The organism is Blastococcus goldschmidtiae, from assembly GCF_031845325.1.
In the GTDB taxonomy this organism is placed as follows: Bacteria; Actinomycetota; Actinomycetes; order Mycobacteriales; family Geodermatophilaceae; genus Blastococcus; species Blastococcus goldschmidtiae.
In genome coordinates this window covers 510,626-535,898 of record NZ_JAVREI010000001.1, presented here as the reverse complement: position 1 = coordinate 535,898, position 25,273 = coordinate 510,626, and the positions used below count along the sequence as shown (strand labels likewise).

The window sequence follows — 25,273 nt, the reverse complement described above, 5'->3', positions numbered from 1 at the left end:
CTTGCGATCAGTGATCTCCCCGGCCACCATGGAGCGCATGCCGACCGCCCGCGAACGCGTTCGCGCCGAGGTGACCGCCGAGATCACCGACGCCGCCCGCCGCCAGCTGGCCGAGGTCGGTGCCGCGGCCCTGTCGCTGCGCGCCGTCGCCCGCGACGTCGGCCTGGTGTCCTCGGCGGTCTACCGGTACTTCCCGAGCCGGGACGACCTGCTGACCCGGCTGATCATCGACGGCTACGACGCCCTGGGAGCGGCCGCCGAGGCGGCCGACCGTCCGGACGACGCGCCGCGGGCGCGCTGGCTCGCGGTCTGCCGCGCGGTGCGGTCGTGGGCCCTGGGCCACCCGCACGAGTACGCGCTGCTCTACGGCTCCCCCGTACCCGGCTACGCCGCGCCGCAGGACACCGTGCCGGCGGCCGCCCGGGTCGGCGTGGTGCTGGGCCGCATCCTCGGCGACGCCGCCCGGTCCGGCGTCCTGCCCGAGGGTGCCGGGAAGCAGGACACGCACGTGGTCAGCCGCGAGACCGCGGAGGTCCTGGGCGGGGACCACCCGGCGCTCGACGACGCCGTGCGCGTGCGGGCCCTGCTCGCCTGGAGCTCGGTGTTCGGCACGCTCAGCTTCGAGCTGTTCGGCCACTTCGTCGGCTCGGTCGAGGACGCCGACCGCTACTTCGACCGGGCGATGACCGAGCTGGCGTCCCTGATCGGCCTCTGAGTGCCCTTCACCCCGAGCCATGCGGCGGCCGTGCTGCCGTTCCTCCGCACCCCGCTGCCCGCCTCCGCCCTGGTCGCCGGCAGCATGGCCCCCGACCTGCCGTTCTACCTCCCGGTCGAGTGGCCCTGGCCGACGCACACCGCGACCGCCGTCGTCTCCACCGACGTGCTGCTCGCCCTCGCGGCCTGGGCGCTCTGGCACGGGCTGCTCGCGGAGCCGGCGCTGCGCGCCGCACCCGCGGCACTGCGCGGCCGGCTGACCGGCGTCCCCGTCGGGCTGCGCGTCCGGGTCTCGACGGCGAGCCGGGTGGCCTGGACCGTGCTCGCGGCCGCGGTGGGCGCTGCCACCCACGTCCTGTGGGACGAGTTCACCCACGCCGGGCGGTGGGGGCCCGGGACGTTCCCCGTCCTCGCCGATCAGTGGGGGGTCATGCCCGGCTACCGGTGGCTGCAGTACGTCGCCAGCGTGCTGGGCGGTCTGGTGCTGGTCGGCTGGGTGGTGCGCTGGTGGCTGCGGGCGCCGGTCCGCCCGTCCGGCCGGCCCGGTCGCCGCTGGCCGTGGGTGCTGCTGGCGGTGACCGGCTGCGTCACGGGCACGGCCGCCGCCGCGTCGGCGGACGGCGTCGGCGAGGCCGTCTACGACGCAGCCACGTGGGGCGGGGGCTCCGCCCTGGTCGTCGCTTCCGCGTTGGCTGCCGCCTGGCAGCTCCGCCACCGCGGCCACCGGACCGGCCGGGAACCGCTGCCGCGGCGCTTATAGTCCGTGGGAGCGGGACCTGCGACGCCGGCAGCCGGTCCGGCGCGATCCCCGGCCACGACACGGAGGTGCGCGTGCGGACGCCCGAGGAGGAGCTCGCACGCGCCAACGCCCGCTACGAGTGGGTCCTGGCCAACGTCGCCGACGGGATCTACGGCCTGGACGCCGACGGGCGCGTCGACTTCGTGAACCCCTCCGCCGTCCGCATCACCGGTTACCCGCTGGAGGAGCAGCGCGCGGTCGACCAGCACCGCCTGCTGCATCACCACCGACACGACGGCTCTCCCTACCCGCGGGAGGAGTGCCCCGTCTGGCGGGCCATGCGCACCGGCCGGACGGTCACCGCCGACGACGAGGTGTTCTGGCGCAAGGACGGCACGCCGGTGCCGGTGGAGCTCATCGCGGTGCCGACCGTCGAGGACGGGGCGGTGACCGGCGTCATCGTCTCCTTCCGCGACCTCACCGAGCGGCGCGCGGCCGAGCAGCAGGCCACCGAGATCGACCGGCTCGCGCACGAGGCCGCCACGTCGCGCGCCCTGTCCGACCGCCTCCAGCAGGCGCTCCTCACCCCGCCGCCCGAGCCCGACCACCTGCACGTCGTCGTCCGCTACCAGCCGGCCGGCCACGAGTCGCAGGTCGGCGGCGACTGGTACGACGCGTTCATGCAGCCCGACGGCGCGACGGTGATCGCCATCGGCGACGTCGTGGGTCACGGCAGCGACGCGGCGGCCGCGATGGGCCAGCTGCGCGGGCTCCTGCGGGCCCTGGCCTACGACAACGACGAGACGCCCGCGACGACGCTCGGCCGCACCGACCGGGCCGCCCGCGGGCTCGCCGTCGGCACCCTCGCCACCGCCATCCTCGCCCGCATCGAGCGCCACCCCGACATCCCCGTCGCCGGGCGCCGGGTGGTGCGCTGGAGCAACGCCGGTCACGTCCCCCCGCTGGTGCTCGCGCCCGACGGCAGCTCGCGCGTCCTCGAGACCCGGCCCGACCTGATGCTCGGCGTCGAGCCGTCGGCCGAGCGCCACGACCACACCGCCGACCTGGACTCCGACCACACGCTCCTGCTGGTCACCGACGGCCTCGTCGAACGGCGCGGCGCCGACCTGGACGAGGGCATGGCCCGGTTGCAGGGCGCGCTGCGCGACCTCGGCGGGCGGCCGCTGGACGAGCTGCTCGACACCCTGCTGGACCGGCTGGTGCCGCGGGCGGGCGAGGACGACGTGGCGATCGTCGCCGTGCGCGCCTACCCCGAGGACCGCCCCCGGCCGCCCGAGGCCGGCCCCAACCGGCTGCCGCCCGGCCTGGACTGATCCGACGAGCGCCCGCCCCGGCCGGAGCCGGGACGGGCGCTGTGGTGTCCTTCCGGCCCCCTGCAGGGTCCCGCCGCGAGCGTGCGAGTGGCGGGGGCAGGGGGTCCTTATTCGATGACGATGGTCGTCTCGTTGAGGCCGACCTCGGCGTCGACGACCCGCTCGCCCTTGCCCACCGGCGCCAGGCTCCGGACCTTCCAGGTGCCCGGCGCGGCGAAGAACCGGAACTCACCCTCGGGGCTGGTGACCACCTCGGCGGTGAACTCGTCGGTGCCGTCCAGCAGCCGGACGTAGGCACCGGCCACCGGGGCGCCGTCGTGCCAGACCGAGCCCTGGATCACCGTCTGCGTGCCCAGGTCGATGCCCGCGAGGGTGCCGCCCTGCTTCGGTGCTCCGCACATGTCAGCTCACTTCTCGATCGGGACGCCGACGAGCGAGCCGTACTCGACCCAGCTGCCGTCGTAGTTCTTGACGTTCTTCTTGCCGAGCAGCTCCTGCAGCACGAACCAGGTGTGGCTCGACCGCTCGCCGATGCGGCAGTAGGCGATGGTCTCCCGGCTGTCGTCGAAGCCCTGCTCGGCGTAGAGCGCCGCCAGCTGCTCGTCGGACTTGAAGGTGCCGTCCTCGTTGGCCGCCTTGCTCCACGGGATGTTGATCGCGGAAGGGACGTGCCCGGCCCGCTGCGACTGCTCCTGCGGCAGGTGGGCAGGGGCGAGGATCTTGCCGGAGAACTCGTCGGGCGAGCGGACGTCGACCAGGTTCTTGCTGCCGATGGCGGCCACGACCTCGTCGCGGAAGGCGCGGATCGACAGGTCGGGCTCGGAGGCCACGTACTGGGTCGCCGGGCGCTGCACGGCGTCCTTGGACAGCGGGCGGCCGTCGAGCTCCCACTTCTTGCGGCCGCCGTCCATCAGCTTGACGTCGCGGTGGCCGTAGATCTTGAAGTACCAGTAGGCGTACGCGGCGAACCAGTTGTTGTTGCCGCCGTAGAGCACCACGGTGTCGTCGTTGCTGATGCCGCGGGACGAGAGCAGCGCCTCGAAGGCGGTCTTGTCGAGGTAGTCGCGGCGCAGCGGGTCCTGCAGGTCCTGCTTCCAGTCCAGCTTGACGGCGCCCTCGATGTGGCCGCCGTCGTAGGCGCTGGCGTCCTCGTCGACCTCGACGAAGACGATGCCGGGCTGGCCCAGGTGGTCCTGGACCCAGTCGACGGTGACGAGCACGTCATTGCGGCTCATGGTGGTGGTCCTCCGGATGATCGGTGTGCGGTGGGATCGGTCAGGTGCGAGCAGCTGGACACGGATCGCCCGAACGCGCGGATCAGGGGAGAAAGGGACATCCCGACGGCGTTCGCGCGCGTCTGGACGACAGGAGTGCCGCCCTCAGGGGGCCGGACACAGGCAGCTGCCGACGCGGCACAGGTCGACTGTGCGGCGCGAGGTCAGCAGGATGCCCACGGCGCGAGGGTAGCGGATCACCGGCCGGCCTCCAGCCGGGCGTCGACCAGGGCGGTCAGCTCCGCGGCGCCGAGCGCCCGGTCGCTGCGGCCGCGCACCGCGCCGGTGCGGTCCAGGAAGAACAGCGTGGGGGTGCTGCGGACGTCCAGGGCGCGCACCTCGTCGAGGTGGCTCTCCGCGTCGACGTGCACGTAGGCGAGGCCGGGGCGGGTGGTCCGCAGCTGCTGCAGCCGGGCCTTCGTCGCCCGGCACGGGCCGCAGAACGCCGTCGAGAACTGGACGACGGTCAGGTCCGCCTCCCCCGGGCGCACGCCCAGGCGCGCGAGGGCCGCGGCGGCCGGTGCGGTCTGCAGCGTCACCCCACGCGCAACCGGTCCGCGGCGGCCGGCTATTCCGCCGCCGGCACCCCGCCCTACTGCGCCGTCAGCACCGAGTCGGTCGCCTCGACCCGCACGCGGACGCCGTCGGTCGCAGGTGTCACGCCGGTGAGCTGCAGCCCGAACGGCAGGTCCGGGACGGTGTAGCGCAGGTCCAGCAGATCGCTGACCCGGTCGACGAGGGGGGCGGGGATCTCCACCCCCGCCCCCCTGGCCCGGTCGACGTCGATCACCAGCTGGCCGTCCTGGAGGACGACGGTCCCGGCGGCGGAGACGGGCAGCGTCCGGCCGAGCAGCTCGATGGTGCGGTCGATCCGCAGGCCGTTCCCCTCCGGGGCGAGCGTGGTGCCGGCGCCGATCTCGGCGGCCAGCCGGTCGTAGGAGAGCGTGGCGGCGCCGTCGATCCGGTCCACCGGCACCTCCGTGACCGATCCGGCCAGCACCGCCGACAGCGGCACCTGCACCCCCTGGAGCGAGACCGAGGCCCTGGTGCCCTCCGGCTGCGCGAGCCCCTCGGCGTCGAACGCCACGCGCACGTCGTCGTAGCGGCCGGCGAGCACCTGGGTGAGGAAGGGGAAGCCCGTGATGTCCACCTCGGGGGTGCCGACCACGCCCCCCGTGCCGGCCAGCTGCTGGGCGATCCGGTCCTCGGCGATGCCGACGGCCACCCGGTCGGCCAGCAGCCCCAGGCCGCCGAGCAGGAGCACGACGACCAGCAGTGCCCTCACCGGGCCCCGCTCACAGGGTCGCCTGCAGGGCCAGGACGACAGGGGCGCAGGCAGCCAGCGGGAGGGCCACCTGGATCACCGGCAGCAGCCACCGGGAGACGTTCTGCTCGCCGGCCGTCTCGTCGGGGTCGTCCCCGGCGGTGGCCTCGACGACGACGTAGCTGGCCACCAGGGCGGTCAGCGCCGCCACCCCGGCCACCACCCCGCCGTGCACCAGGGCCCGCTCGCCGTCGAGCGCGTCCCCGGCGCCGGCCGCCACGAAGGCCACCGCCGCACCGGCGAGGACGGCGAGGACCACGGCGACCAGCCCGCGCGGGACGCCGTCGGCCAGGTGCGGCCGGGGCAGGACCAGGTCCACGAGATGACCGACCAGCAGCGCCGCGCCGACCGCCAGCAGTGCCACGAGCGCCCGCTCGGAGCCGGCGTCGGTGCGGCCGAGCAGCAGCAGGGCGGCCAGCGAGGCGACGGCGACCAGCAGGAGCACCGAGAGCGACAGCGAGGCCACCAGCTCGGAGCGGGGGCGGCGGAGCATCTGCTGCAGCACCAGTGCCAGGAACCCGAGCCCGATGACCGCGAGCAGATCGCCGAGCTCGGGCTCCTCGGGCAGGACGAAGGCCAGATCCGCGGCCACCGCGGCGCCCGCCCCCACCGCCAGCGACCCGGCGAAGCCCTGGACCCCGGTGACGAGCGCCCAGCACAGGACGAGCCCCAGCTGGAGCACGAGCACGGCGGCCAGCCGCCCGGTCTGGCCCAGCACCTCGGGCAGCCCCACGAGCAGCGCGACCGCGAGGACCGCGAACGCCGCCGCGGGCAGGTGGTGCTCCCGCGCGGTCAGTCGGGACGTCGGGGCGGCGCTGGTCACGTCGTCGATGGTGGCAGACCACCGCCGTCCGGCCGGTCACCGCCGCGAGGGAGGTTGGGCACCGGTAGCTGCCCGGACGCGGGCCCGTCGGTTATCCTGCCCACTCACCTCGACAGCGTCGTCGACGGCCGCCACGGCTGCGCGTCGTGGGAACCCTCGAGGAGACGACATGCGACTGGTCCTCATGACCTCGGCGCGACAGGCCACGACCGAGGTGCTGCCGGCCCTCGGCCTGCTGGGTCACCAGGTCCGCGTGGTCGCTCCCGAGCTGTCCAGCCTGCTCGATGGTGACTGGGGGGCCGCGGGGGGCGACGTCGTCCTGGTCGATGCCCGCCACGACCTCATCCGCGCCCGGACGCTGTGCGGCCTCCTCTCCTCGACCGGCGTGGCCGCGGCCCTGGTCGCGGTGCTCTCCGAGGGCGGCCTCGTGGCGCTGTCGGCGGACTGGGGTGTGGACGACGTCCTGCTCGACACCGCCGGCCCCGCCGAGGTCGATGCCCGGCTCAAGTGGGCCACCGCCCGCCGGCTGGCCGCCGCGGCCCCGGCCGACGGCGCCGACAAGGGCGTGACGCGGGCCGGCGAGCTCGTCATCGACGAGCACAGCTACTCGGCGAAGCTGCGGGGCCGCCCGCTCGACCTCACCTACAAGGAGTTCGAGCTGCTCAAGTACCTGGCCCAGCACCCGGGCCGGGTCTTCTCCCGCGCACAGCTGCTGCAGGAGATCTGGGGCTACGACTACTTCGGGGGTACCCGCACGGTCGACGTCCACGTGCGCCGGCTGCGCGCCAAGCTCGGCACCGAGCACGAGGCGCTGATCGGCACCGTCCGCAACGTCGGCTACAAGCTCGACCAGCAGGTGGCCGACGCGACCTCCCGGGCCCCGAAGGCGGAGAGCGACGCCGAGCTGGTCTGATGGGCCGGTGAGCCCGGAGCCCGACGTCGACGCGATCCTGTCGCTGCTGCGTGCCGCGGCGGCGGCCGACGGTGTCCGTCCGGTCTCCGAGGAGACCGAGCTGCGCCTGCAGCACGGCGGCGCCGGCGGACGCGACCTCGTCGTGCGCGACGGTGCCACGCTCGCCGGGTACGCGCGGTACGACGACGGCGTGGCCGAGCTCGTCGTGCACCCCGGGCACCGGCGGAGGGGCCACGGCCGGGCGCTGCTCCGGGAGCTCCTCGACCTGGCCGGCGACCGCCCGCTGAGCGTCTGGGCGCACGGCGACCTGCCCGGGTCGGCGGAGCTGCTGGCGCCGCACGGCTTCGCCCGTGCGCGGGTGCTGCTGCAGATGCGGGGCGACCTCGCCGGCATCGACCCCGACCCGTACCCGGAGCTGCCGGGCGACGTGCAGGTCCTCCCCTTCCGTCCCGGAAGGGACGAGGAGGCGTGGCTGCGGGTCAACGCGCGGGCCTTCGACTGGCACCCCGAGCAGGGGCGCATGACGCGGACGGACCTCGAGCTACGGGAAGCCGAGCCGTGGTTCGACCCGGCGGGCTTCCTGCTGGCGTGGCGCGGGGACCCGGACGCCGGGGGCGCCCTCCTGGGCTCCCACTGGACCAAGGTGCACCCCGCCGGGGACGCCGGGCCCGATCCGGTCGGGGAGATCTACGTGCTCGGCGTCGACCCCGACGCCCAGGGGCTGCGGCTGGGCGGCGTACTCACCGACCTCGGCCTGGCCCACCTGCGGCGGAAGGGGCTGGACTCGGTCCTCCTCTACGTCGAGGAGGACAACGAGGCCGCGGTGCGGCTGTACGAACGCCGCGGGTTCACCCGGTACGCCGTCGACGTCGCGTGGCACCGTCCGGTCCCCGGGAACGCGCAGCCGCCGACGACCGGCTGACTGCACGTCCCACTCAGCGGCCCGACCGCGTCGAGAGGACCCGCTCGTCCTCGCCGGGCGTATCCGGGGACTCGTCCAGCCGGGACGGTGCCACGTCCAGGGGGGACGCCTCGTCGTCGTCGAGGGCGTGGAAGGAGTCGAGGGCCGCCTTCCGTGCCCGTCGCCGGTCCACGATCCTGGCCAGCTGGATGGCCAGCTCGAACAGGATGATCATGGGTGTCGCCATCGCCAGCATGGTGAACGGATCCTGTGTCGGCGTCACGAAGGCGGCGAACAGCACGGTGAGGAAGTAGATCCAGCGTCGCGCGCCCGCCAGTGCGGCATGGGACAGGACGCCCAGGAGGTTGAGCACCACGGCGACCAGGGGGAGCTCGAAGGACACGCCGAACGCCACCAGCAACGAGAGCACGAACCCGATGTAGTCCTGTGCGGTGAGCGCGACGATCGTCCCCTCCCCCGCCAGACCGAGCAGCAGCCGCAGGCCTGCGGACAGCGACAGGTAGGCCAGCAGCGCCCCGAGTGCGAAGAGCGCCGACGATGCGCCCACGAACGCCACCCCGTAGCGCTTCTCGTTGCGCTTGAGGCCCGGGGTGAGGAAGCGCCACACCTGGAAGAGCCACAACGGCGCCGAGATGACCACGCCCACGATGAAGCTGATCTTCAGACGGATGAGCGCGCCCCCGAACACGTCGGTGATCAGCAGCCCGCAGTCGCCCGTCTCGCCCCCGTAGCGCAGCTCGTCCGGCAGACCGCAGTACGGCGCCCGGATGAACTCACCGAGGCCGTGGTCGTACCACCAAAAGGACACCGCCGCGCCGACCATGACGAACAGGAGGGCGCGGCCGACGCGATTGCGCAGCTCGGTCAGGTGCGCGATCAGAGACATCACGGCTTCCGCCTCGCGCGGCGCCCGCCGGCGACGGCGCCACCGGCGGGCCTCCGGCGTCAGTGCTGTCCCGGTCACCGCGCCGGGTCGGCCTCGGCCGCCGTCGGGTGGTCGCGGGGCTCGGTGCCGGCAGGACGCGCCGCCGGGAGCAGCTCACCGTGGACGGGGACCGCGGGCTCCCCTCGTCCCTTGTCGTCGTCCTTCATGCCCTTCATCTCGCCCTTGAAGATGCGCAGCGAGCGGCCGAGGGAGCGGGACGCGTCGGGCAACTTCTTGTAGCCGAAGAGCAGGAGGACGGCCAGCAGGACGAGACCGATCTCCATGGGTCCGAGATTCATCGAGTTCTCCTCGTGGTGCGGTGGATCAGGGGGGTGGTCATCGAGCGGTCCGCGTCTCGGGGGCGTCGTCGCCCAGGAGGTGCCGGCGCACCACCTCGCGGGGCTGGTACTGCCGCAGGTCGAGGTCGCGCAGGGCGCCGAAGTCGTCGCCGAGGCTCTCGTCGAGCTGGCCTCGCATGCCGGCCATGGCCCCGCGGAGCTTCTTGAGGCCGGCGGCGGACTCCCGGGCCATGTCCGGCAGCCGTTCCGGACCGAAGACGAACAGTGCGACCAGGGCGAGCACGATGATCTCGCCCCAGCCGATCGAGTTGAACACGGGCACTCCCTCGGTCAGGCCTCGGTCGCCTCGGCGGACGTCCCCGGCGCCTCGTGGCACCGGGGACGTCCGGGTTCGGGGTCGCTCGGGTCAGAGCGCGCCCTTCTCCCACGGGCCGCGGATCGCGAAGCTCACGCCCGGGGTCTGGACGTTGACGAACATGACGTCGCCGTCCGGGCTGAAGCAGGCGCCGGCGAACTCGGCGTCGCTGGTGCTGTTCTTGGCGAAGTCGAAGATCTCGCCCCGCTCGTTGAGGGCGCGGACGAACTGCTCGCCGCCGCCGTCCTCGCAGAGCACCAGGCCGCCGCGCGGGCTGACGCAGATGTTGTCGGGGGCGTCGAGCACCTCGGGGGACGGCGACTCGAAGATGAGGATGAGCTGCCCGCCGGAGCGACCGCGCGGCCGGTACTCCCAGACCTGACCGGCCTTCCGGTCGCCGCCGCTGGTCGCGTTGAAGAAGATGCTGCCGCCGTCGTACCAGCAGCCCTCCAGCCGGGCGAAGCTCGCCGCACCCTTGGCCCACCCCTGGTTGAAGACCGAGTCACGGGTGATGTTGGCGGGGTCCGGGTCGTCGATGGTGACCCACTCGACCGGCATGGGGTTGCCGACGCGGTTGCTGACCCCGGTGTTCGTGGCGAACTGCGGCCGCTCCTTGACGGCGAGCATCTGCAGCACGCCCCCGGCCGCCAGGTTGCCCGGCTCCGTGGGCAGGAAGCGGTAGAAGCCCGAGGTGTCACCGTCGTCCTCGGTCTCGTACACGATGCCGGTGGCGGGGTCGACCGCCACCGCCTCGTGGGCGAAGCGCCCCATGGCCCTGTACGGCTGCGGGTCGTCGACCGGACCGCCGTGGGCGGGCACCTCGAACACGTAGCCGTGGTTCTTCGGGAACCCGTTCTGGGTGCCGTTCACCGTCTCCTCGCAGGACAGCCAGGAGCCCCACGGGGTGAGCCCGCCGGCGCAGTTGACCGAGGTGCCGTTGAGCGAGATGAAGCTGTCGGTGAGCCGCAGCGCATCGGTGTCGAAGGTCAGCGTCGTGGTGCCACCGGCCGCGAGGGGGTCGTAGGCGTTGCCCTCGTCGCCGATCCGGATCCTGTCGTAGGCGCGGGTGGCGGCCTCGGTGGTGGAGTAGCCCTGCTCGTGGTTGCGCACCAGGCGCACGGTGCCGTCGGTGGACGTCGGGAAGGCCGCCATGCCGTCGTGCCGCCCCGGGGTGGGATAGCCGTCGGAGCCGGTCGTCGGCAGGCCGCGGGGCGCGGCGAAGCTCGCCTCGTGGCCGAAGGAGGCGTACTCGAAGCCTGCGGGGAGCCACAGCAGCTGCTCGCCGGTGGTCCTGTCGGTGGCTGGGACGATGGCGCCGTAGCCGCCGTTGTTCGGGGCCTTCACCTGCTGGCCACGGCGGCCCGGTGCGGCGAGGGCGCCGTGCGCGGTCAGGGCGTGGGTGCCACCGGCCAGCAGGGTGCCGGCGGTGACGACGGCGCCGCGCTGGAGGAACTTGCGGCGGTCGAGGGAGCTGGACACGAGGGGCTCTCCTTGCGAGGTCTTCCTGGGACGGACCGCTGCGACGCTAGGGACGGGAGGGGGCCGTAGCGGAACGGTCACGCGAACCCCCGGCCAACGGTCACCTCCCGGGCGGAACCCGGTGTTCCATCCGCCTTCACCCAGCGGCAGCCCGGGCTCCCTACCGTGCGGGAGCACCGCCCAGCCGACACAGGGGGAACCATGACGACAGCGCTCTGCTCCTCTCCGGGACACCCCGCCGCCATGCCGGGGGCCGGGGCGACGTGGGGTCCCGCCGCACCTCCGTCCCCGGGCGGCGAGGGGCCCCGGATCCTCGTGGTCTTCGCCGGGCTGCACGGTTCGACCCGGGAGATCGCCGCGCGGCTGGCCCGCTCGCTGACGTGCAGCGGGGCCGGCCGCCGCATCGGTCTCACGGCCGCTCTCGTGCCGGCGCAGCAACGCCCCGACCCCGCTCCGTTCGACGCCGTCGTGCTCGGCAGCGCCGTCTACGGCGGACGCTGGCTGGCCCCCGCGGTCAGCTACCTGGAGACCTACGCCGCCACGCTCGCACGTCGTTCCACCTGGTCGTTCTCCAGCGGCTTGTGCAGCCGGAGTTCCGTGCCTCCGCTGGGCGTCGAGCCCTCCCCCCTGATGCACGTGTCGATCGGTCCGCGCCAGCACCGCTGGTTCGCCGGCCGCCTCGAACGACGGCTGCTGTCCGCCGGGGAACGACGGGCCCTCGAGGGGCATCCCCCGTCGGTGGACCACCGGGACTGGCAGGGCGTCCACCAGTGGGCCGACGAGATCGCCGGCGCCCTGAAGGCTGCAGACGTGCGGTCCCGGCGCCACGACGTCGCCTGAGACGCCGACTCCCCGTCGCCAGCCTGCCCGCCGGCTGGATCTCCTACTGTCGACACGTCCAGGTCCGGGAGGCGGCAGAACACGCCGACGATCGGCCCGGGCCGATCGTCGGCACCCCAAAACCGCTTTCTCTACCGTTATCCGACCGTTATGGAAAGGTCGCCACGCCAGGATTTGCCATCCCGATGTGGCCCGTCCCACTCATGGTGCGCAAGCGCTCAGGAGGCATTCACCCCCCGTTCACCTGTGCCGGGGAAACCGGCCACCTCGGCTCCCTAGCTTCTCCCTCGTTGGTCCTGAAGCCCGGCAACGGTCCGGGCCCTGTCGAGAGGCTCAGAGTTGAAGCTCAGCACCAAGTCGCGCGCAGCCACCCTGTCGGTGGCCCTGGCCACGACCCTCGCGCTCTCCGCGTGCGGCGCCGAGAACGAGTCCGGCGGCGGCTCGAGCAACGGCGACAGCAACGGTGGCGGTGAGCTCAGCGGCGCCCTGGTCGGCGCCGGAGCCAGCAGCCAGCAGGCCGCGATGGAGGCCTGGCAGGCCGGCTTCCAGGGCGAGTACCCGGACGTCCGCTTCAGCTACGCCCCCGAGGGCTCCGGCGCCGGCCGCGAGCAGTTCATCGCCGGCTCCGTCGACTTCGCCGGCTCCGACGCCGCCCTGGACGAGGAGGAGCTGACGGCCGCGCAGGAGCGCTGCGCCGGCGGCGAGGTCTTCGAGCTGCCCAACTACATCTCCCCGATCGCGGTGGCCTACAACCTGGAAGGCGTCGAGGACCTCAACCTCTCGGCGTCCACGATCGCAAGCATCTTCTCCGGCGCGATCACCAACTGGAACGACCCGGCCATCGCCGAGGACAACCCCGACGCCACGCTGCCGGACCAGGCCATCACCGCCGTGCACCGTTCGGACGACTCGGGCACCACGGAGAACTTCACCGACTATCTGTTCCAGACCGCCGGTGACGTCTGGACCGCCGAGCCCGACGGCGTGTGGCCGCTCCCCGGCGGCGAGGCCGCCAGCGGCACGTCCGGCGTCGTCAGCGTCACGGAGCAGACCCCCGGCGCCATCACCTACGCCGACGCCAGCCGCGCCGAGGGCCTGGGCGTGGCCAACATCGCGGTCGGCGAGGAGTTCGTCGCCCCCAGCGCCGAGTCCGCCTCCGCCGTCGTCGAGAACTCCCCGGCCGTCGAGGGCCGCGGCGAGTACGACTTCGCCATCGAGCTCAACCGGGAGACCGAGGGTTCGGGCGAGTACCCGATCGTGCTGGTCAGCTACCACCTGGGCTGCATCGAGTACGAGGAGCAGGAGACTGCTGACAACGTGAAGGCCTTCATGGAGTACGTGATCAGCGAGGAGGGCCAGCAGGCCGCCGAGGAGAACGCCGGCAACGCGCCGATCTCCGACGCACTGCGCGAGCAGGCTCAGGGCGCGATCGACGCCATCACCGCCGCGAGCTGATCCCAGCCCGCCGCGATGGCCCGGGACGTCGTACCGACGTCCCGGGCCTTCGCACCGCCCGGACCCCGGGCACGGAACCACGACGACCCGGATCCACGAACTCCGACGGAGCAGCGGTGACCGCCACGAAGGCCCCGACCGAACCCCCCAGCCAGCGCACGGTGCGACGCCCGGGTGACCGCATCTTCGCCGCCAGCGCCAAGGGCTCCGGCATCTTCATCCTCCTGGTGCTCGCCGGGGTGGCCGCCTTCCTCATCAGCGAGGCGCTGCCGGCCCTCACCGCCCCCGCCGAGGACATCCCCGGCGGCGAGGGGCTGGCCAGCTACATCGCGCCGCTCGTGGTCGGCACGCTCCTCGCGGCCGTCCTCGCGCTCCTGGTGGCGACCCCGCTCGCCGTCGCGATCGCGCTGTACGTCGCCTACTACGCGCCCCGCCGGATCGCCGCAGGCCTGGGGTACGTGATCGACCTGCTGGCCGCCATCCCGAGCGTCGTCTACGGGTTCTGGGGTCTGGCCGTCCTGGCCCCGGCCCTGGTGCCCTTCCACGAATGGGCCGCCGACCACCTCGGCTGGATCCCGCTGTTCGCCGGGCCGGCATCCAGCACCGGCCGGACGATGTTCACCGTGGGCCTCGTGCTCGCCGTCATGATCCTGCCGATCATCTCCGCCATCTCGCGGGAGGTCTTCACCCAGGCGCCGGCGCTGCACCGCGAGGCCGCGCTCGCCCTCGGGGCGACCCGCTGGGAGATGATCAAGATGGCGGTCCTCCCCTACGGCAAGTCCGGCATCATCGCCGGCGCGATGCTGGGCCTGGGCCGCGCGCTGGGCGAGACGATGGCCGTCGCCATCGTGCTCTCCGGCGGCGCCGCGGCCACGCTCAACCTGATCAGCAACTCCAGCCCGTCGACGATCGCGTCGAACATCGCGCTCCGCTTCCCCGAGGCGACCGGCCTGGACGTGAACACGCTGATCGCCAGCGGTCTGGTGCTCTTCCTCATCACCCTGGCGGTCAACATGCTCGCCCGATGGATCGTCAACCGCCGCGCCGACTTCTCCGGAGCCAACTGATGAGCATCGAGACCCAGTCCCCGGTCCGTACCGCCGAGGAGCCCCGCAGCGGCTCGATCCGCTCGCAGCGCCGGCTGCCCCGGCTGGCACCGCTCGGCCTCTACGCCGGCGGGATCGCGCTGGGCGCCCTGCTGTCGGCCCTGAGCGGCTTCAGCATCGTCCTGACCGTCGTCTACGGCGCGTTCCTGGGCACGCTCGCCGTGTACGCCGGCTCACGGGCCGTCGAGGGCCGCCGCAAGGCCACCGACCGGCTGGTGACCGCGCTGGTCACCACAGCCTTCGCCATCGCCATGGTGCCGCTGGTCTCGCTGGTCTACACCGTCCTCGACAAGGGCCTGGCCCGGTTCGACAGCCAGTTCTTCACCAACTCGATGTTCCGGGTCGTCGGCGAGGGCGGTGGCGCCTACCACGCGATCCTCGGGACGCTGATCATCACGGCGCTGGCCGCGGCCATCTCCGTCCCGATCGGGCTGCTCACCGCGATCTACCTCGTGGAGTACGGCTCCGGCCGGCTGAAGAAGGCCATCACCTTCTTCGTCGACGTCATGACCGGCATCCCGTCGATCGTCGCCGGGCTCTTCGCGTTCGCGTTGTTCACCTTGATCTTCGGCGGCGGCATCCGGCTCGGCGTCATGGGCGCCGTGGCCCTCTCGGTGCTGATGATCCCGGTGGTCGTCCGGTCCTGCGAGGAGGTGCTCAAGCTCGTCCCCAACGAGCTGCGGGAGGCCGCCTACGCCCTCGGCGTGCCGAAGTGGCGGACGGTCGTCAAGGTCGTCCTGCCGACCGCCATCGCCGGCCTGGGCACCGGGGTCACGCTGGCCGTGGCCCGCGTCGTCGGCGAGACGGCACCGCTGCTGGTCACCGTCGGCCTGATCACCGGCACGAACCTCAACCCGTTCGACGGCCGGATGGCGACCCTGCCGGTCTTCGCCTACTACCAGCTGACCCAGCCGGGCGTGGACAGCCAGGCGTTCCTCGACCGGGCCTGGACGGCAGCCCTGCTGCTCATCATCCTGGTCATGGCGCTCAACATCGTCGCTCGCCTGATCAGCCGCTTCTTCGCTCCCAAGACCGGTCACTGACCGGGCCCGACGCTCCTACCGACCAGAGGACACGCACGTGGCCAAGCGCATCGAGGTCTCCGACCTCAACATCTACTACGGCAACTTCCTGGCCGTGGAAGGTGTCAACGTCTCCATCGAGCCGCGCAGCATCACGGCGCTGATCGGGCCGTCCGGGTGCGGCAAGTCCACCTTCCTGCGCTCCATCAACCGGATGCACGAGGTGCTGCCCGGCGCCCGCGTCGAGGGCAAGGTCGTCATGGACGGCCAGGACCTGTACGGCGCCGACACCGACCCCGTCGACGTCCGCCGGCAGATCGGCATGGTCTTCCAGCGGCCCAACCCGTTCCCGACGATGTCGATCTACGACAACGTCATCGCCGGCAACCGGCTGAACAGCAAGCGCATGAAGAAGTCCGAGACCGACGACCTGGTCGAGCGGTCCCTGCGCGGCGCCAACCTCTGGAACGAGGTGAAGGACCGGCTCGACCGTCCCGGTTCGGGCCTCTCCGGCGGGCAGCAGCAGCGCCTGTGCATCGCCCGGGCGATCGCCGTGGAGCCCGACGTGCTGCTCATGGACGAGCCCTGCTCCGCCCTCGACCCGATCTCCACGCTCGCCATCGAGGACCTCATGGCCGAGCTCAAGGAGCGGTTCACCATCGTGATCGTCACGCACAACATGCAGCAGGCCGCGCGCGTGAGCGAGCAGACCGGGTTCTTCAACCTCAACGGTGTCGGCCAGCCGGGTCGGCTGATCGAGTTCAACCCCACCGAGAAGATCTTCAGCAACCCCGACCAGAAGGCGACCGAGGACTACATCTCCGGCCGCTTCGGCTGAGCACATCGTCGTCCTCCGGACGACACCACGGCCAGGAGCCGTGCCCCTGCGACGCGGAGTGTGTTCCCGTGCCCCGGTCGGGGACCTTCCGGGCCCCACTCCTCGCGACCATGCCTAACAGCGGACTGCGGCCGCCTCCGCATCGGGGGCGACCGCTCTCGTGTCCGCCACCGGCTCCGGAGCAGCGGCGGCCGGGGGTGGCACCGGCACCACGGACTCGTATCCGGGACCGATGACCAGCTGCACGGTCTCCCCGATGGCATCGCTGCCCTGGAGCACCGAGCCCGGGACGGCGGCGGCCACCGTGCGCGCCTGCGCGACCATCCCGGGTCCGTGCCGCACCACGGACTGGCTGACCGTGCCCTCGGCATTGCCGACGGCCCCGACGACGAAGCCCTCGCCCCGGAGCGCATCGGCGACGGTGGCGGCCAGCCCCCGCGTACCGGTCCCGTTGAGCACGTCGACGGCCACGTCGGCCGGCGGGAGCACGGCGGTGCCCGGGTCGACCGGTGCCGCCGGCTCCGCCCCGCGCTGCGGGACCGGCTCGTCGCTCTCGGCGGCGAAGCCCTCCGGAACCCGGCTGCCGTCGATCACCGCGTCGAACAGGGAGCGGGTGCCGGCGCCGTCGAGCAGCACGTAGCTCTCGTCGCCACCGACGGGCACGTGGCCCACCTGCGCCACCGGGAGCCCGGTCCGCACCACGGCGTCGCCGGAGATGTCCCCCAGGGAGGTCGCGAGCTGCCGGAGATCGCCGAGGGTCGTCTGCTCGTCCACGGTCAGGGCGTCGGCCGCCTGCGTGAGGAACCGGGCGAGGGTGAGCGGGTCGAGCACGTTGTCCCGCGACATCGCCGCCCGCAGCGTCGAGGTCAGCAACCGCTGGGTGCGCTCCGCGACCGCGGTCCCGGTGGCGTCGCTGCCGTCACCGGCCGGCCGCAGGTAGCCGGCGGCCGTGTCACCGGAGAACTCCGACGGACCTGGCGGGGGCGGCGCGGCGGCCGCGGCCGTCGCCCGGGAGGGCACGACGCAGACCGGGACGCCGCCCAGCGCGTCCACCATCCCGGGCAGCCGCGCGAGGTCCACCCCGAGGTAGTGGTCGATCTGCACCCCGGACAGCTGCTGCACCGCACGCACCATGCAGGCCGGCCCGCCGTCGAGCAGGGACCGGGCGAAGGCCTCGGTCGTGGGCGCGCGCACCTCGCCGTCGGCCGTGCGGCACTGGGGGGTGTCGACCAGCGCCGTCGGCGGGAAGCCGACGAGCACGGCGCGCTTTCCGTCGTCGGACACCGAGGCGAGCAGCGTCGCCACCGAGGACGGACCGTCCTGGTCCGGGACACCGGTGCCGACGACGAGGTAGGTCTCCGATGTCTCCTGCAGCTGGGCGGCGAGGATCTCCGGTCCGTCGGTGGCCAGGGCGTCCACGCGGCCGATCTTCTGGTCGACGTAGAAGTAGAGCCCCAGGTGGTACAGCAGCACCACGCCGGCGACGGCCGCGAGCGCGACCGCGGCACGGATGAGCCGGCGGCGCCCCGGCGTCCGGGGCGCCGGCCGCGGCGGACGCATCCGGGTGCTGCCGGTGCGCGGAGGCGGCGGGACCGTTCCGGGCAGCGGCGGGATCGGGCCGCTCCGGCGTGACGGCCGGGGATCGGGCTGCCAGGCGGCGGGCGCGCCTGCGACGGGTGGCCGGACCGGCCTGGGCGCGGCACCGGGCACCGGCGGCAGACCGGGCTGGGGCGCGGGCGGCGGGGGCGCGGACGGCAGGGCGGTGCCCGCGCCGGGCACCGGGGGCAGCCCGTTGCGCACGCCCGGTGGGGGCGCGGCCGGCGCGGAGGGCAGGCCGCCCTCGCGGCGGGCGGCGCGGCGGCCCGAGGTGCTCCCCGGGCGGGCGAGCAGCTGTTCGACGGTGAGCGGCGCGGGTCCGCCCCGGTGTCGCCGGGAGCCGTCGGGGCCGCCGCGGTTGCCCGCGTCGTCGGCCGTCGGCTCGTCCCCCACCGGTGCGACACCCTCTGTTCGTGGTCTGCTCTGGTCCCGCGCCCGGGGGCGGGAGCCCACCACGATACGGGGGCGGGGCGCGCCGCTCCCTCGACGCGCGCAACGCAGCGTGCCCGCGTCGACACGATCCGATCGTGGGCGATCGAGATGTGGGCGACCGGGGACGTGCGTAGCGTGCGGCTGGTGAGACTGCCCTCCCTGCCCGGCCCCTCCGACGTCGTCGCCGCCGTGACCGGCGCCCGGGACGGGGTGGCGGACGCTCTCGCGCTGGTTCCCCGGGCCGCCGCGGTGCTCGGCCGGGTGGAGGAACTGCTCGACCAGGTCTCCGCGCTCCTGAACCGGGTCGACGGGGTGGTCGGCCGCGTGGACGAGGTGATCGACGGGGTGGCCCGGACCAACGACCAGGCCGACGCCGCCATCGAAGCGGTGTCGCGGACCAACGCGAAGGCCGACGCCGCCATCGAAGCGGTGTCGCGGACCAACGCGAAGGCCGACGCCGCCATCGAAGCGGTGTCGCAGACCAACGCGAAGGCCGACACGGCGATCGAGGCCGTCGGCCGTACGACCACCCTGGCCGACACGGCGATCGAGGCCGTCGGCCGCACCAACACCCTGGCCGACACGGCGATCGAGGCCGTCGGCCGTACGACCACCTTGGCCGACGCCGCCATCGAGGCCGTCGGCCGCACCAACACCCTGGCCGACGCCGCGATCGGGGCGGTCGAGACCACGTCGTCGCGCGCCGACTCCCTCATCGGGCGCGCGGAGGGCATGGTCGGGCGGGTCGAGCCGATGCTGGACGACTACGCGCCGGCTCTCACGGCACTGGCGCCCTCGGTGCGGAAGCTGGCGGCCAGCTTCGAGCCGGCCGAGGTCCAGGCGCTCATCACCCTCGTCGACCGGCTGCCGCAGCTGATCATCCACCTCGACGAGGACATCCTGCCGATCCTGGAGACCCTCGGCGACGTGGGCCCGAACCTGAACGACCTGGTCGACACCGTGCAGGACATGCGCCAGGTGGTGAAGGGGTTCCCGGGCTCGAAGCTGTTCCGTCGCCGTGGTGCGGAGGAGATCGCCGGGGAAGCCCAGGAGGAGAACAGCCAGGCCTGACGGCAGCGGCCGCCTCACGCGCCGTCGGGCGGGGGAGGCGGCCACTGGGGGACCGTGCGGCTGCGCCTAGGCCTGCGGCTCCGTGGCACCCGGGCCCGGGCCGGTCTCGGTGGGGTACCCGAGCGCCCGGACGACGTCCCCGATGCGCTCGAAGGTCTGGCCCGCGGGCAGCCGCTCGAGCTCCGCCGCCACCACGTCGGGCGCGCGGTGGTCCCGGGCCGCCTCGACCAGGTCGGGTCCGGTGCTCGGGAAGTCGGCCCGGTCGAGCCAGCGGGCCAGCTCCGTGCGGGCGACCACCGCGTCGGAGTCCATCCCGACCGGCGTCCCGCCCACCAGCGTGCCGGCCGGGTCGGCGTCGATGTCGGGGCCGCCCTCGGCGACCGGCTCGACCTCGCGCCACTCGTTGGCGCGCGTGGACCGCTCGGCCTTGAGCATCCCCTGGATCTCGTGCTCCAGCTCCTCGTCGACCCGCGGGCTGTGCTTGGTGCTCCGCTGGCTGGCGCCGGCGAAGTCGTCTCCGGACTCGGTCACGTCGTCTCCTGTCGCTTGCCCCGGCGGGTGCCGGGCGGTCAGTCCTTGTCGAGCGCCGAGGGCTTGTGCACCGCCGTGCGGCCGCTCTTGTCGCTCTTCACCTCGTACTGCGGCTCGTCCTTGCTGGCGCGCACCGTGCGCCCGGAGGCCTCGGTGTCCGAGGTGATCTTCCGTTCCACGGTCCCCTCGGTCGTGTTCCCGTGGCTCTGCCAGGTGACGTGGTCACCCTTCTTCAGTTCATCGGCCATGACGGGCTCCTCGCGCTGGTGGGCAGGGACGGGTTCCCCGTGCCCGCCCCGGCCCCCGCACACACATCCCCGTGACCTCTGGCTCGATCACCCGTTCGGGGGCAGGCGTCACCCGTGCGGGCGCTGCCAGGAGCCGATCGGTCACCTAGCGTGGTCATCGACGAGCAACCAGGCCACGTCCAGCGTGCCGACGCCACGATGTCGTCACCGTGCGTGAGCCCAGCCGTCCGTGATCGCCGGCCCGGTCGACCCCATTCCCCCGGGGACGGCCGGGTCGGCCCCCGCCGCCGCCGATTAGCCTCCGACCCATGTCCTCCATCGACGGGGTCTCCCTCGACGGTCCCGTCCCTGACGGCCCCGCCTCGGACGGGCTGCGCGCCGTCGAGGTCCTCACCGTCACCGCGGTCAGCGACGTGACCCCGTCGGTCCGTCGCGTGCTGCTGACCGGCAGTCCGGACGCCGTCGCCGCCGCCGGTCCGACGGTGAACCTGCTGGTGCCGCGGGTGGGGGACGCCGACCCCCGGTGGCCCCGGATCCAGCGCGACGGCCGCATCGTCTGGCCCGAGGGGAGCCACGGCGTCGCGCTGCGCAGCTACACCGCCCGGCGGCAGGACCCCGCCGCCGGGAAGATCGAGATCGACTTCGTGCTCCACGGCGACGGGCCGGCCGCCGCCTGGGCCGCCGCCGCACGGCCCGGTGCGCTGCTCGCCGTCGCGGGGGCGGCGTCGCTCGCCGAGCGCCCTGCCTCGTGGCTGCTGCTCGCCGGGGACGAGACGGCGCTGCCCGCGATCAGCCGGCTGCTCGCCGGGGCCGCTCCGGCGGCGACGGGCGTGGCGTTCCTCGAGGTGGCCGGCCCGGAGGAGGAGCAGCCGCTGGCGGCCCCAGCCGGCATCGCCGTGCACTGGCTGCACCGGCGGGGCACCCCGCCGGGCGAGAGCACGCTGCTGGTCGATGCGGTCGCGGCGCTGGACCGGCCCGGCACCGACGACCTGTTCGCCTGGGTGGGGGCCGAGTCCGCCGCCGTGCGCGCGATCCGCGCCGACCTGCGGAGCCGGTGGGGCCTGAGCCGGGCGCAGCACCATGCCATCGGGTACTGGCGCCGCGGCCGCGCGATGTCGCCCGCCGGCTGACAGCGCCGGGAGCATCGCAGCGAGGAACGAGCGAGGATCGGGCCGGTGCGCGGAAGCCGGCCAGTCGGACACGGCCGGCTGAGCGCTTCCCAGCGGGCTCACAGGTAGCGTCCAGACCGACGTCAGCTCGGCCCGCCAGGCTCGAGCGCATGACGACGGCACCCGCTCGCTCGACCGGAGGATCCGTGGCCGGTAGCTCGCAGAACCGGACCCCCGAGGCCCGGCTGCTCGTGGTGGACGACGAACCCAACATCCGCGAGCTGCTCTCGGCGAGCCTGCGCTACGCGGGCTTCGAGGTCGCCACGGCCGCCGACGGCCAGCAGGCGCTCGCGCTGGCCGAGGCGTTCCGGCCCGACCTGCTGGTCCTCGACGTGATGATGCCGGGGCTCGACGGGTTCGGCGTCGTCCGCCGGATGCGGGAGTCCGGGCGGCGCACGCCGGTGTTGTTCCTGACCGCGCGGGACGCCGCGGAGGACAAGGTCTCCGGGCTGACCCTCGGCGGCGACGACTACGTCACCAAGCCGTTCAGCCTCGACGAGGTCATCGCCCGCATCCGCGCCGTCCTGCGGCGCACCGCCGGTGCCCAGCAGGCGGCCGAGGCCCCGCGGCTGACCTTCGCCGACATCGAGCTGGACGAGGAGAGCCACGAGGTCATCAAGGCCGGCACGCTGATCAGCCTGTCGCCGACGGAGTTCAAGCTGCTCCGCTACCTGATGGCCAACGCCGGGCGGGTGCTGTCCAAGGCGCAGATCCTCGACCACGTGTGGAACTACGACTTCAACGGCGAGGCCAACGTCGTCGAGTCCTACATCTCCTATCTGCGGCGAAAGATCGACACGACCGAGCCCAGGCTGCTGCACACCATCCGGGGGGTGGGCTACACGCTCCGGCTGCCGCGGGGCGCATGAGCGCACCGTCCCCGGCACCGGTCCGCAGCGGTCCACGGGTACCGCTGCGGGTCACGCTCGTCGCGCTGCTGGTGGCGCTGCTCAGCGTCGCGCTCCTGGCGACCGGCTTCGCCACCGCGTCCCTGCTGGGCGACTATCTGGAGCAGCAGCGGGATGACGAGCTGCGCGCCACCGTGGCGAACAACCTGCGCCCGCAGGTGGTCACCGCCTGCGATCAGGGCGGTTACCCCCAGCCCAGCTCCATCTACGTCGCGTGCCTCCCCCCGGGCGGTGACGCACCGGTCGTCCTCGGCGAGCCGCGCGGGCCCGGCAGGGACGTCATGCCCCGATTGGACGCCGAGGAGGTCGCGGAGCTGCGCGACGGTGGGCAGCCCATCACGGTGCGGGCCGGCGGGGAGCAGTGGCGGATGGCCGCCGGCGAACTGCCCGAGGGCTATACGCTGATCATCGGCACGGACATGGAGAGGGAAGAGAAGGCCATCTCCCGGCTCGTCGCCATCGAGGCGATCGTCGGCCTCATCGTGCTGACGCTGCTCGGCGTCGCCGGGTACCTGCTCGTCCGCAACTCCCTGCGGCCGCTGGCCGAGGTGGAGCGCACCGCGCAGGCCATCGCCGCCGGCGACCTCTCCCAGCGCGTGCCCGACGGGAACCAGCACACCGAGGTGGGCCGGCTGTCCGCGGCCCTGAACGGGATGCTCGGCCGCATCGAGAGCGCGTTCCGCGCCCAGCAGGCCTCCGAGGCCGAGGCCCGCGGCTCCGAGGAGAAGATGCGCCGGTTCGTCGCCGACGCCAGCCACGAGCTCCGCACTCCCCTGACCTCGATCCGCGGGTTCGCCGAGCTCTACCGGCAGGGCGCGGTGGGCTCGGACGAGGAGATCGCCCGACTCATGGCCCGGATCGAGGCCGAGGGCGGCCGGATGGGTGTCCTCGTCGAGGACCTGCTGCTGCTGGCCCGCCTCGACCAGCGCCGGCCGCTGACCGTCACGCCGGTCGACCTCGCCGAGATCGCCGGTGACGCGGTGCACGACGCCCGCGCCGTGCAGCCCGACCGGCCCATCGCACTGCACCTGGACGAGTCGCTCACCGACGTCCCGGTCGTGCTCGGCGACGAGGGCCGGCTGCGCCAGGTGGTGGGCAACCTGGTGACGAACGCGCTCACCCACACCCCGCCCGGGACGCGGGTGACCGTCACCGTCGCCCAGGAGGACGAGGACGTCCTGCTGCTGCGCGTCAGCGACGACGGGCCGGGCATGGACGCCGCCGACGCCGCCCGGGCGTTCGAGCGGTTCTACCGGGCCGACACCTCCCGGACGCGGAGGAGCGAGGGCACCGAACCCGGCGGGACCGGGCTCGGCCTGGCGATCGTCGCCTCCCTCGTCGCCGCGCACGGCGGCACGATCGCCCTGGACACCGCACCCGGCCGCGGCGCCGCCTTCACCGTCCGCCTGCACCGCGGCGGACCGCCGGCTCCCCCGCCGGAGAGCCGCGAGGGCGGGGGCGCCGACCAGCCGGCGGAACCGCACCTGTCACGATCCGTGGGTGACTGAGAACGACGGCGACGCCGCACCCCTCGCCGAGCTGATGACCGCGACGACCGAGCTGGGCGCCGCACTGCGCGAGCTGATCGAGGTCTCGGTGATCACCACCGCCGACGCCGGCGAGGTGGCCGCAGCGGCCGACCTGGTGCGGGCGGCGACGGCGCGGATCGGCGACGCCCGGCGCCCGGTGTCCCAGCTGCCCCGCCTGGACGACCCGTCGGAGGGCCGCCGGGTGTTCAACCCGGTCACCGGCATCGCCAACCCGATGGCTCCGCCGCTGGTCGTGCGCGCCGACGGCGACGGCGTCGTCGCCGAGGCGACCCTGGGCCTGGCCTACGAGGGCCCGCCGAGCTTCGTGCACGGCGGCATGAGCGCGCTCTTCATGGACCAGATGCTGGGCAGCGCGGCCGGCGCGGCAGGGCTGTGGGGCATGACCGCCCACCTCGAGCTGGACTACCGCGGCCCGCTGCCCCTGCAGACGCCCCTGGTGCTGCGCGCCCGCGTGGAGTCGCACGAGGGACGGAAGGCGCACATCTCGGGCACCATCGCGCTCGCCTCGGCGCCGGAGAAGATCCTCGTGGAGGCGCGCGGCCTGTTCGTCATGCCCCGGCCCGAGAAACAGGCGGCCTACTTCGGTGCGATCACCGACGCCTCCGGCCGGCACGCCCCGCCCCGCCGTCCCGGTGACGCGACCGCGCTCCGGCCGGCCTGACCCGGTGGACGACGTCGCGGTCGCGGCCCGCGCCGCCCGCGCGGCGGCCGAGGTGCTGCTGGCCCTGCGGGCCGACGCCGCGCTGACCGGCCGCGCGCTCGGGGACGCCGGCGACGCCGCGGCGCAGGAGGCCATCAGCGCCGTGCTGGCCGCCGCGCGGCCGGACGACGCCGTGCTGAGCGAGGAGGCCGCCGACGACGACCGTCGGCTGTCGGCCGACCGCGTGTGGATCGTCGACCCGCTCGACGGCACCCGCGAGTACGGCGAGGCCGGGCGCTCCGACTGGGCGGTGCACGTCGCGCTCTGGGCCGGCGGGGATCTGCGGACTGCGGCGGTCGCGCTCCCGGCGCTCGACCGGGTGCTCGTGACCGACCCGCCTCCGCCGGCCCCTGACCGGCGGGAGGGACCGGTCCGGATCGCCGTCAGCCGCACCCGTCCGCCGGCCGAGGCCGAGACCGTCGCGCGGGCCCTGGGCGGCGAGCTCGTGCCGATGGGATCGGCCGGCTACAAGGTGCTGGCGGTGGTGCGCGGGGAGGTCGACGCCTACGTGCACGCGGGCGGGATGTACCAGTGGGACTCCGCGGCGCCGGTCGCCCTCGCCCGTGCCGCCGGCCTGGCCACGAGCCGGATCGACGGCGCCCCGCTGGTCTACAACGCCGCCGAGCTCGCCCTGCCCGACCTGGTGGTCTGCCGTCCGGAGCTGGCGGCGCCCATCCTGGCTGCGGTGCGCGCGGGGCGATAGCGG

28 protein-coding genes are annotated in these 25,273 nt (G+C 73.9%); 16 read left to right on the top strand and 12 right to left on the bottom strand.

The window, feature by feature from the left end; translation table 11 throughout:
- The first annotated feature begins 37 nt into the window (after positions 1-37).
- The 3 genes from RM425_RS02675 (at position 38) to RM425_RS02665 (ending at position 2,787) form a co-directional block, all read left to right on the top strand.
- Positions 38-715, top strand: a complete 678-nt coding sequence (locus RM425_RS02675) for a TetR/AcrR family transcriptional regulator (RefSeq protein ID WP_311343637.1) — start codon at positions 38-40, stop codon at positions 713-715.
- Complete coding sequence (locus tag RM425_RS02670) at positions 716-1,474, top strand: DUF4184 family protein (RefSeq protein WP_311343636.1); 759 nt, start codon at positions 716-718, stop codon at positions 1,472-1,474.
- Between the two features lie 71 nt (positions 1,475-1,545).
- The gene (locus RM425_RS02665) at positions 1,546-2,787 is read left to right on the top strand and encodes a PP2C family protein-serine/threonine phosphatase (RefSeq protein ID WP_311343635.1); all 1,242 of its coding nucleotides are present in this window, start codon (positions 1,546-1,548) and stop codon (positions 2,785-2,787) included.
- A gap of 107 nt (positions 2,788-2,894) precedes the next feature.
- Here the strand turns inward: RM425_RS02665 and RM425_RS02660 are convergent, their stop codons facing one another.
- The 5 genes from RM425_RS02660 to RM425_RS02640 form a co-directional block, all read right to left on the bottom strand.
- Positions 2,895-3,188, bottom strand: coding sequence for a DUF1416 domain-containing protein (locus tag RM425_RS02660; protein ID WP_311343634.1), 294 nt, complete (start codon positions 3,186-3,188; stop codon positions 2,895-2,897).
- Between the two features lie 6 nt (positions 3,189-3,194).
- The gene (locus RM425_RS02655; RefSeq protein WP_311343633.1) at positions 3,195-4,022 is read right to left on the bottom strand and encodes a sulfurtransferase; all 828 of its coding nucleotides are present in this window, start codon (positions 4,020-4,022) and stop codon (positions 3,195-3,197) included.
- Between the two features lie 236 nt (positions 4,023-4,258).
- On the bottom strand, positions 4,259-4,600 hold the full coding sequence (locus RM425_RS02650; protein ID WP_311343632.1) for a thioredoxin family protein: 342 nt from the start codon (positions 4,598-4,600) through the stop codon (positions 4,259-4,261).
- A 53-nt stretch (positions 4,601-4,653) separates the two neighbouring features.
- Positions 4,654-5,346 (bottom strand): LmeA family phospholipid-binding protein, encoded by a 693-nt coding sequence (locus tag RM425_RS02645; protein ID WP_311343631.1) that lies wholly within the window; start codon positions 5,344-5,346, stop codon positions 4,654-4,656.
- A 10-nt stretch (positions 5,347-5,356) separates the two neighbouring features.
- Entirely contained in the window at positions 5,357-6,208 is an 852-nt protein-coding gene (locus RM425_RS02640) for a hypothetical protein (RefSeq protein ID WP_311343630.1), read from the bottom strand.
- 169 nt (positions 6,209-6,377) lie between these two features.
- Between RM425_RS02640 and RM425_RS02635 the strand changes: the two genes are divergently transcribed.
- On the top strand, positions 6,378-7,121 hold the full coding sequence (locus RM425_RS02635; RefSeq protein ID WP_311343629.1) for a winged helix-turn-helix domain-containing protein: 744 nt from the start codon (positions 6,378-6,380) through the stop codon (positions 7,119-7,121).
- Positions 7,122-7,128: 7 nt separating this feature from the next.
- Positions 7,129-8,043, top strand: a complete 915-nt coding sequence (gene mshD / locus RM425_RS02630) for a mycothiol synthase (RefSeq protein ID WP_311343628.1) — start codon at positions 7,129-7,131, stop codon at positions 8,041-8,043.
- 13 nt (positions 8,044-8,056) lie between these two features.
- Here mshD and tatC read toward each other — a convergent pair whose 3' ends face one another.
- From tatC to RM425_RS02610, 4 genes are all read right to left on the bottom strand, one after another.
- Entirely contained in the window at positions 8,057-8,929 is an 873-nt protein-coding gene (gene tatC / locus RM425_RS02625) for a twin-arginine translocase subunit TatC (RefSeq protein WP_311344020.1), read from the bottom strand.
- 74 nt (positions 8,930-9,003) lie between these two features.
- On the bottom strand, positions 9,004-9,267 hold the full coding sequence (gene tatA, locus RM425_RS02620) for a Sec-independent protein translocase subunit TatA (protein WP_311343627.1): 264 nt from the start codon (positions 9,265-9,267) through the stop codon (positions 9,004-9,006).
- Positions 9,268-9,304: 37 nt separating this feature from the next.
- The gene (locus RM425_RS02615) at positions 9,305-9,583 is read right to left on the bottom strand and encodes a twin-arginine translocase TatA/TatE family subunit (protein ID WP_311343626.1); all 279 of its coding nucleotides are present in this window, start codon (positions 9,581-9,583) and stop codon (positions 9,305-9,307) included.
- Positions 9,584-9,673: 90 nt separating this feature from the next.
- The gene (locus RM425_RS02610) at positions 9,674-11,101 is read right to left on the bottom strand and encodes a PhoX family protein (RefSeq protein WP_311343625.1); all 1,428 of its coding nucleotides are present in this window, start codon (positions 11,099-11,101) and stop codon (positions 9,674-9,676) included.
- A gap of 201 nt (positions 11,102-11,302) precedes the next feature.
- On the opposite strand from RM425_RS02610, the gene RM425_RS02605 reads away from it, so the two are divergent.
- The 5 genes from RM425_RS02605 (at position 11,303) to pstB (ending at position 16,362) form a co-directional block, all read left to right on the top strand.
- Entirely contained in the window at positions 11,303-11,941 is a 639-nt protein-coding gene (locus RM425_RS02605) for a flavodoxin domain-containing protein (protein WP_311343624.1), read from the top strand.
- Positions 11,942-12,280: 339 nt separating this feature from the next.
- Positions 12,281-13,396, top strand: coding sequence for a phosphate ABC transporter substrate-binding protein PstS (gene pstS, locus RM425_RS02600; protein ID WP_311343623.1), 1,116 nt, complete (start codon positions 12,281-12,283; stop codon positions 13,394-13,396).
- 116 nt (positions 13,397-13,512) lie between these two features.
- Positions 13,513-14,463, top strand: coding sequence for a phosphate ABC transporter permease subunit PstC (pstC, locus tag RM425_RS02595; RefSeq protein WP_311343622.1), 951 nt, complete (start codon positions 13,513-13,515; stop codon positions 14,461-14,463).
- Complete coding sequence (gene pstA, locus RM425_RS02590; protein WP_311343621.1) at positions 14,463-15,545, top strand: phosphate ABC transporter permease PstA; 1,083 nt, start codon at positions 14,463-14,465, stop codon at positions 15,543-15,545. Before pstC ends, pstA begins: the two co-directional genes overlap by 1 nt.
- Positions 15,546-15,582: 37 nt before the next feature.
- Positions 15,583-16,362 carry a phosphate ABC transporter ATP-binding protein PstB gene (pstB, locus tag RM425_RS02585; protein ID WP_311343620.1) on the top strand — a complete coding sequence of 260 codons (780 nt, stop codon included), beginning with the start codon at positions 15,583-15,585 and terminating at the stop codon, positions 16,360-16,362.
- A 114-nt stretch (positions 16,363-16,476) separates the two neighbouring features.
- Here the strand turns inward: pstB and RM425_RS02580 are convergent, their stop codons facing one another.
- Positions 16,477-18,351 (bottom strand): LCP family protein, encoded by a 1,875-nt coding sequence (locus RM425_RS02580; RefSeq protein ID WP_311343619.1) that lies wholly within the window; start codon positions 18,349-18,351, stop codon positions 16,477-16,479.
- A 183-nt stretch (positions 18,352-18,534) separates the two neighbouring features.
- On the opposite strand from RM425_RS02580, the gene RM425_RS02575 reads away from it, so the two are divergent.
- Positions 18,535-19,461 (top strand): hypothetical protein, encoded by a 927-nt coding sequence (locus RM425_RS02575; RefSeq protein ID WP_311343618.1) that lies wholly within the window; start codon positions 18,535-18,537, stop codon positions 19,459-19,461.
- A gap of 66 nt (positions 19,462-19,527) precedes the next feature.
- Here the strand turns inward: RM425_RS02575 and RM425_RS02570 are convergent, their stop codons facing one another.
- Together RM425_RS02570 and RM425_RS02565 are read right to left on the bottom strand one after the other, a co-directional pair.
- Entirely contained in the window at positions 19,528-19,992 is a 465-nt protein-coding gene (locus RM425_RS02570) for a DUF2795 domain-containing protein (RefSeq protein WP_311343617.1), read from the bottom strand.
- A gap of 38 nt (positions 19,993-20,030) precedes the next feature.
- Positions 20,031-20,240, bottom strand: a complete 210-nt coding sequence (locus RM425_RS02565; RefSeq protein WP_311343616.1) for a hypervirulence associated TUDOR domain-containing protein — start codon at positions 20,238-20,240, stop codon at positions 20,031-20,033.
- A gap of 308 nt (positions 20,241-20,548) precedes the next feature.
- Between RM425_RS02565 and RM425_RS02560 the strand changes: the two genes are divergently transcribed.
- The 5 genes from RM425_RS02560 (at position 20,549) to RM425_RS02540 (ending at position 25,270) form a co-directional block, all read left to right on the top strand.
- On the top strand, positions 20,549-21,370 hold the full coding sequence (locus RM425_RS02560) for a siderophore-interacting protein (protein ID WP_311343615.1): 822 nt from the start codon (positions 20,549-20,551) through the stop codon (positions 21,368-21,370).
- A 185-nt stretch (positions 21,371-21,555) separates the two neighbouring features.
- The gene (locus RM425_RS02555; protein ID WP_311343614.1) at positions 21,556-22,278 is read left to right on the top strand and encodes a response regulator transcription factor; all 723 of its coding nucleotides are present in this window, start codon (positions 21,556-21,558) and stop codon (positions 22,276-22,278) included.
- Complete coding sequence (locus tag RM425_RS02550; RefSeq protein ID WP_311343613.1) at positions 22,275-23,825, top strand: sensor histidine kinase; 1,551 nt, start codon at positions 22,275-22,277, stop codon at positions 23,823-23,825. Before RM425_RS02555 ends, RM425_RS02550 begins: the two co-directional genes overlap by 4 nt.
- Positions 23,818-24,528 (top strand): PaaI family thioesterase, encoded by a 711-nt coding sequence (locus RM425_RS02545; protein ID WP_311343612.1) that lies wholly within the window; start codon positions 23,818-23,820, stop codon positions 24,526-24,528. Before RM425_RS02550 ends, RM425_RS02545 begins: the two co-directional genes overlap by 8 nt.
- Before the next feature lie 4 nt (positions 24,529-24,532).
- A complete protein-coding gene (locus RM425_RS02540) occupies positions 24,533-25,270 on the top strand; it encodes an inositol monophosphatase family protein (RefSeq protein WP_311343611.1) in 738 nt (245 codons plus the stop codon).
- The last annotated feature ends 3 nt before the right edge of the window (positions 25,271-25,273 follow it).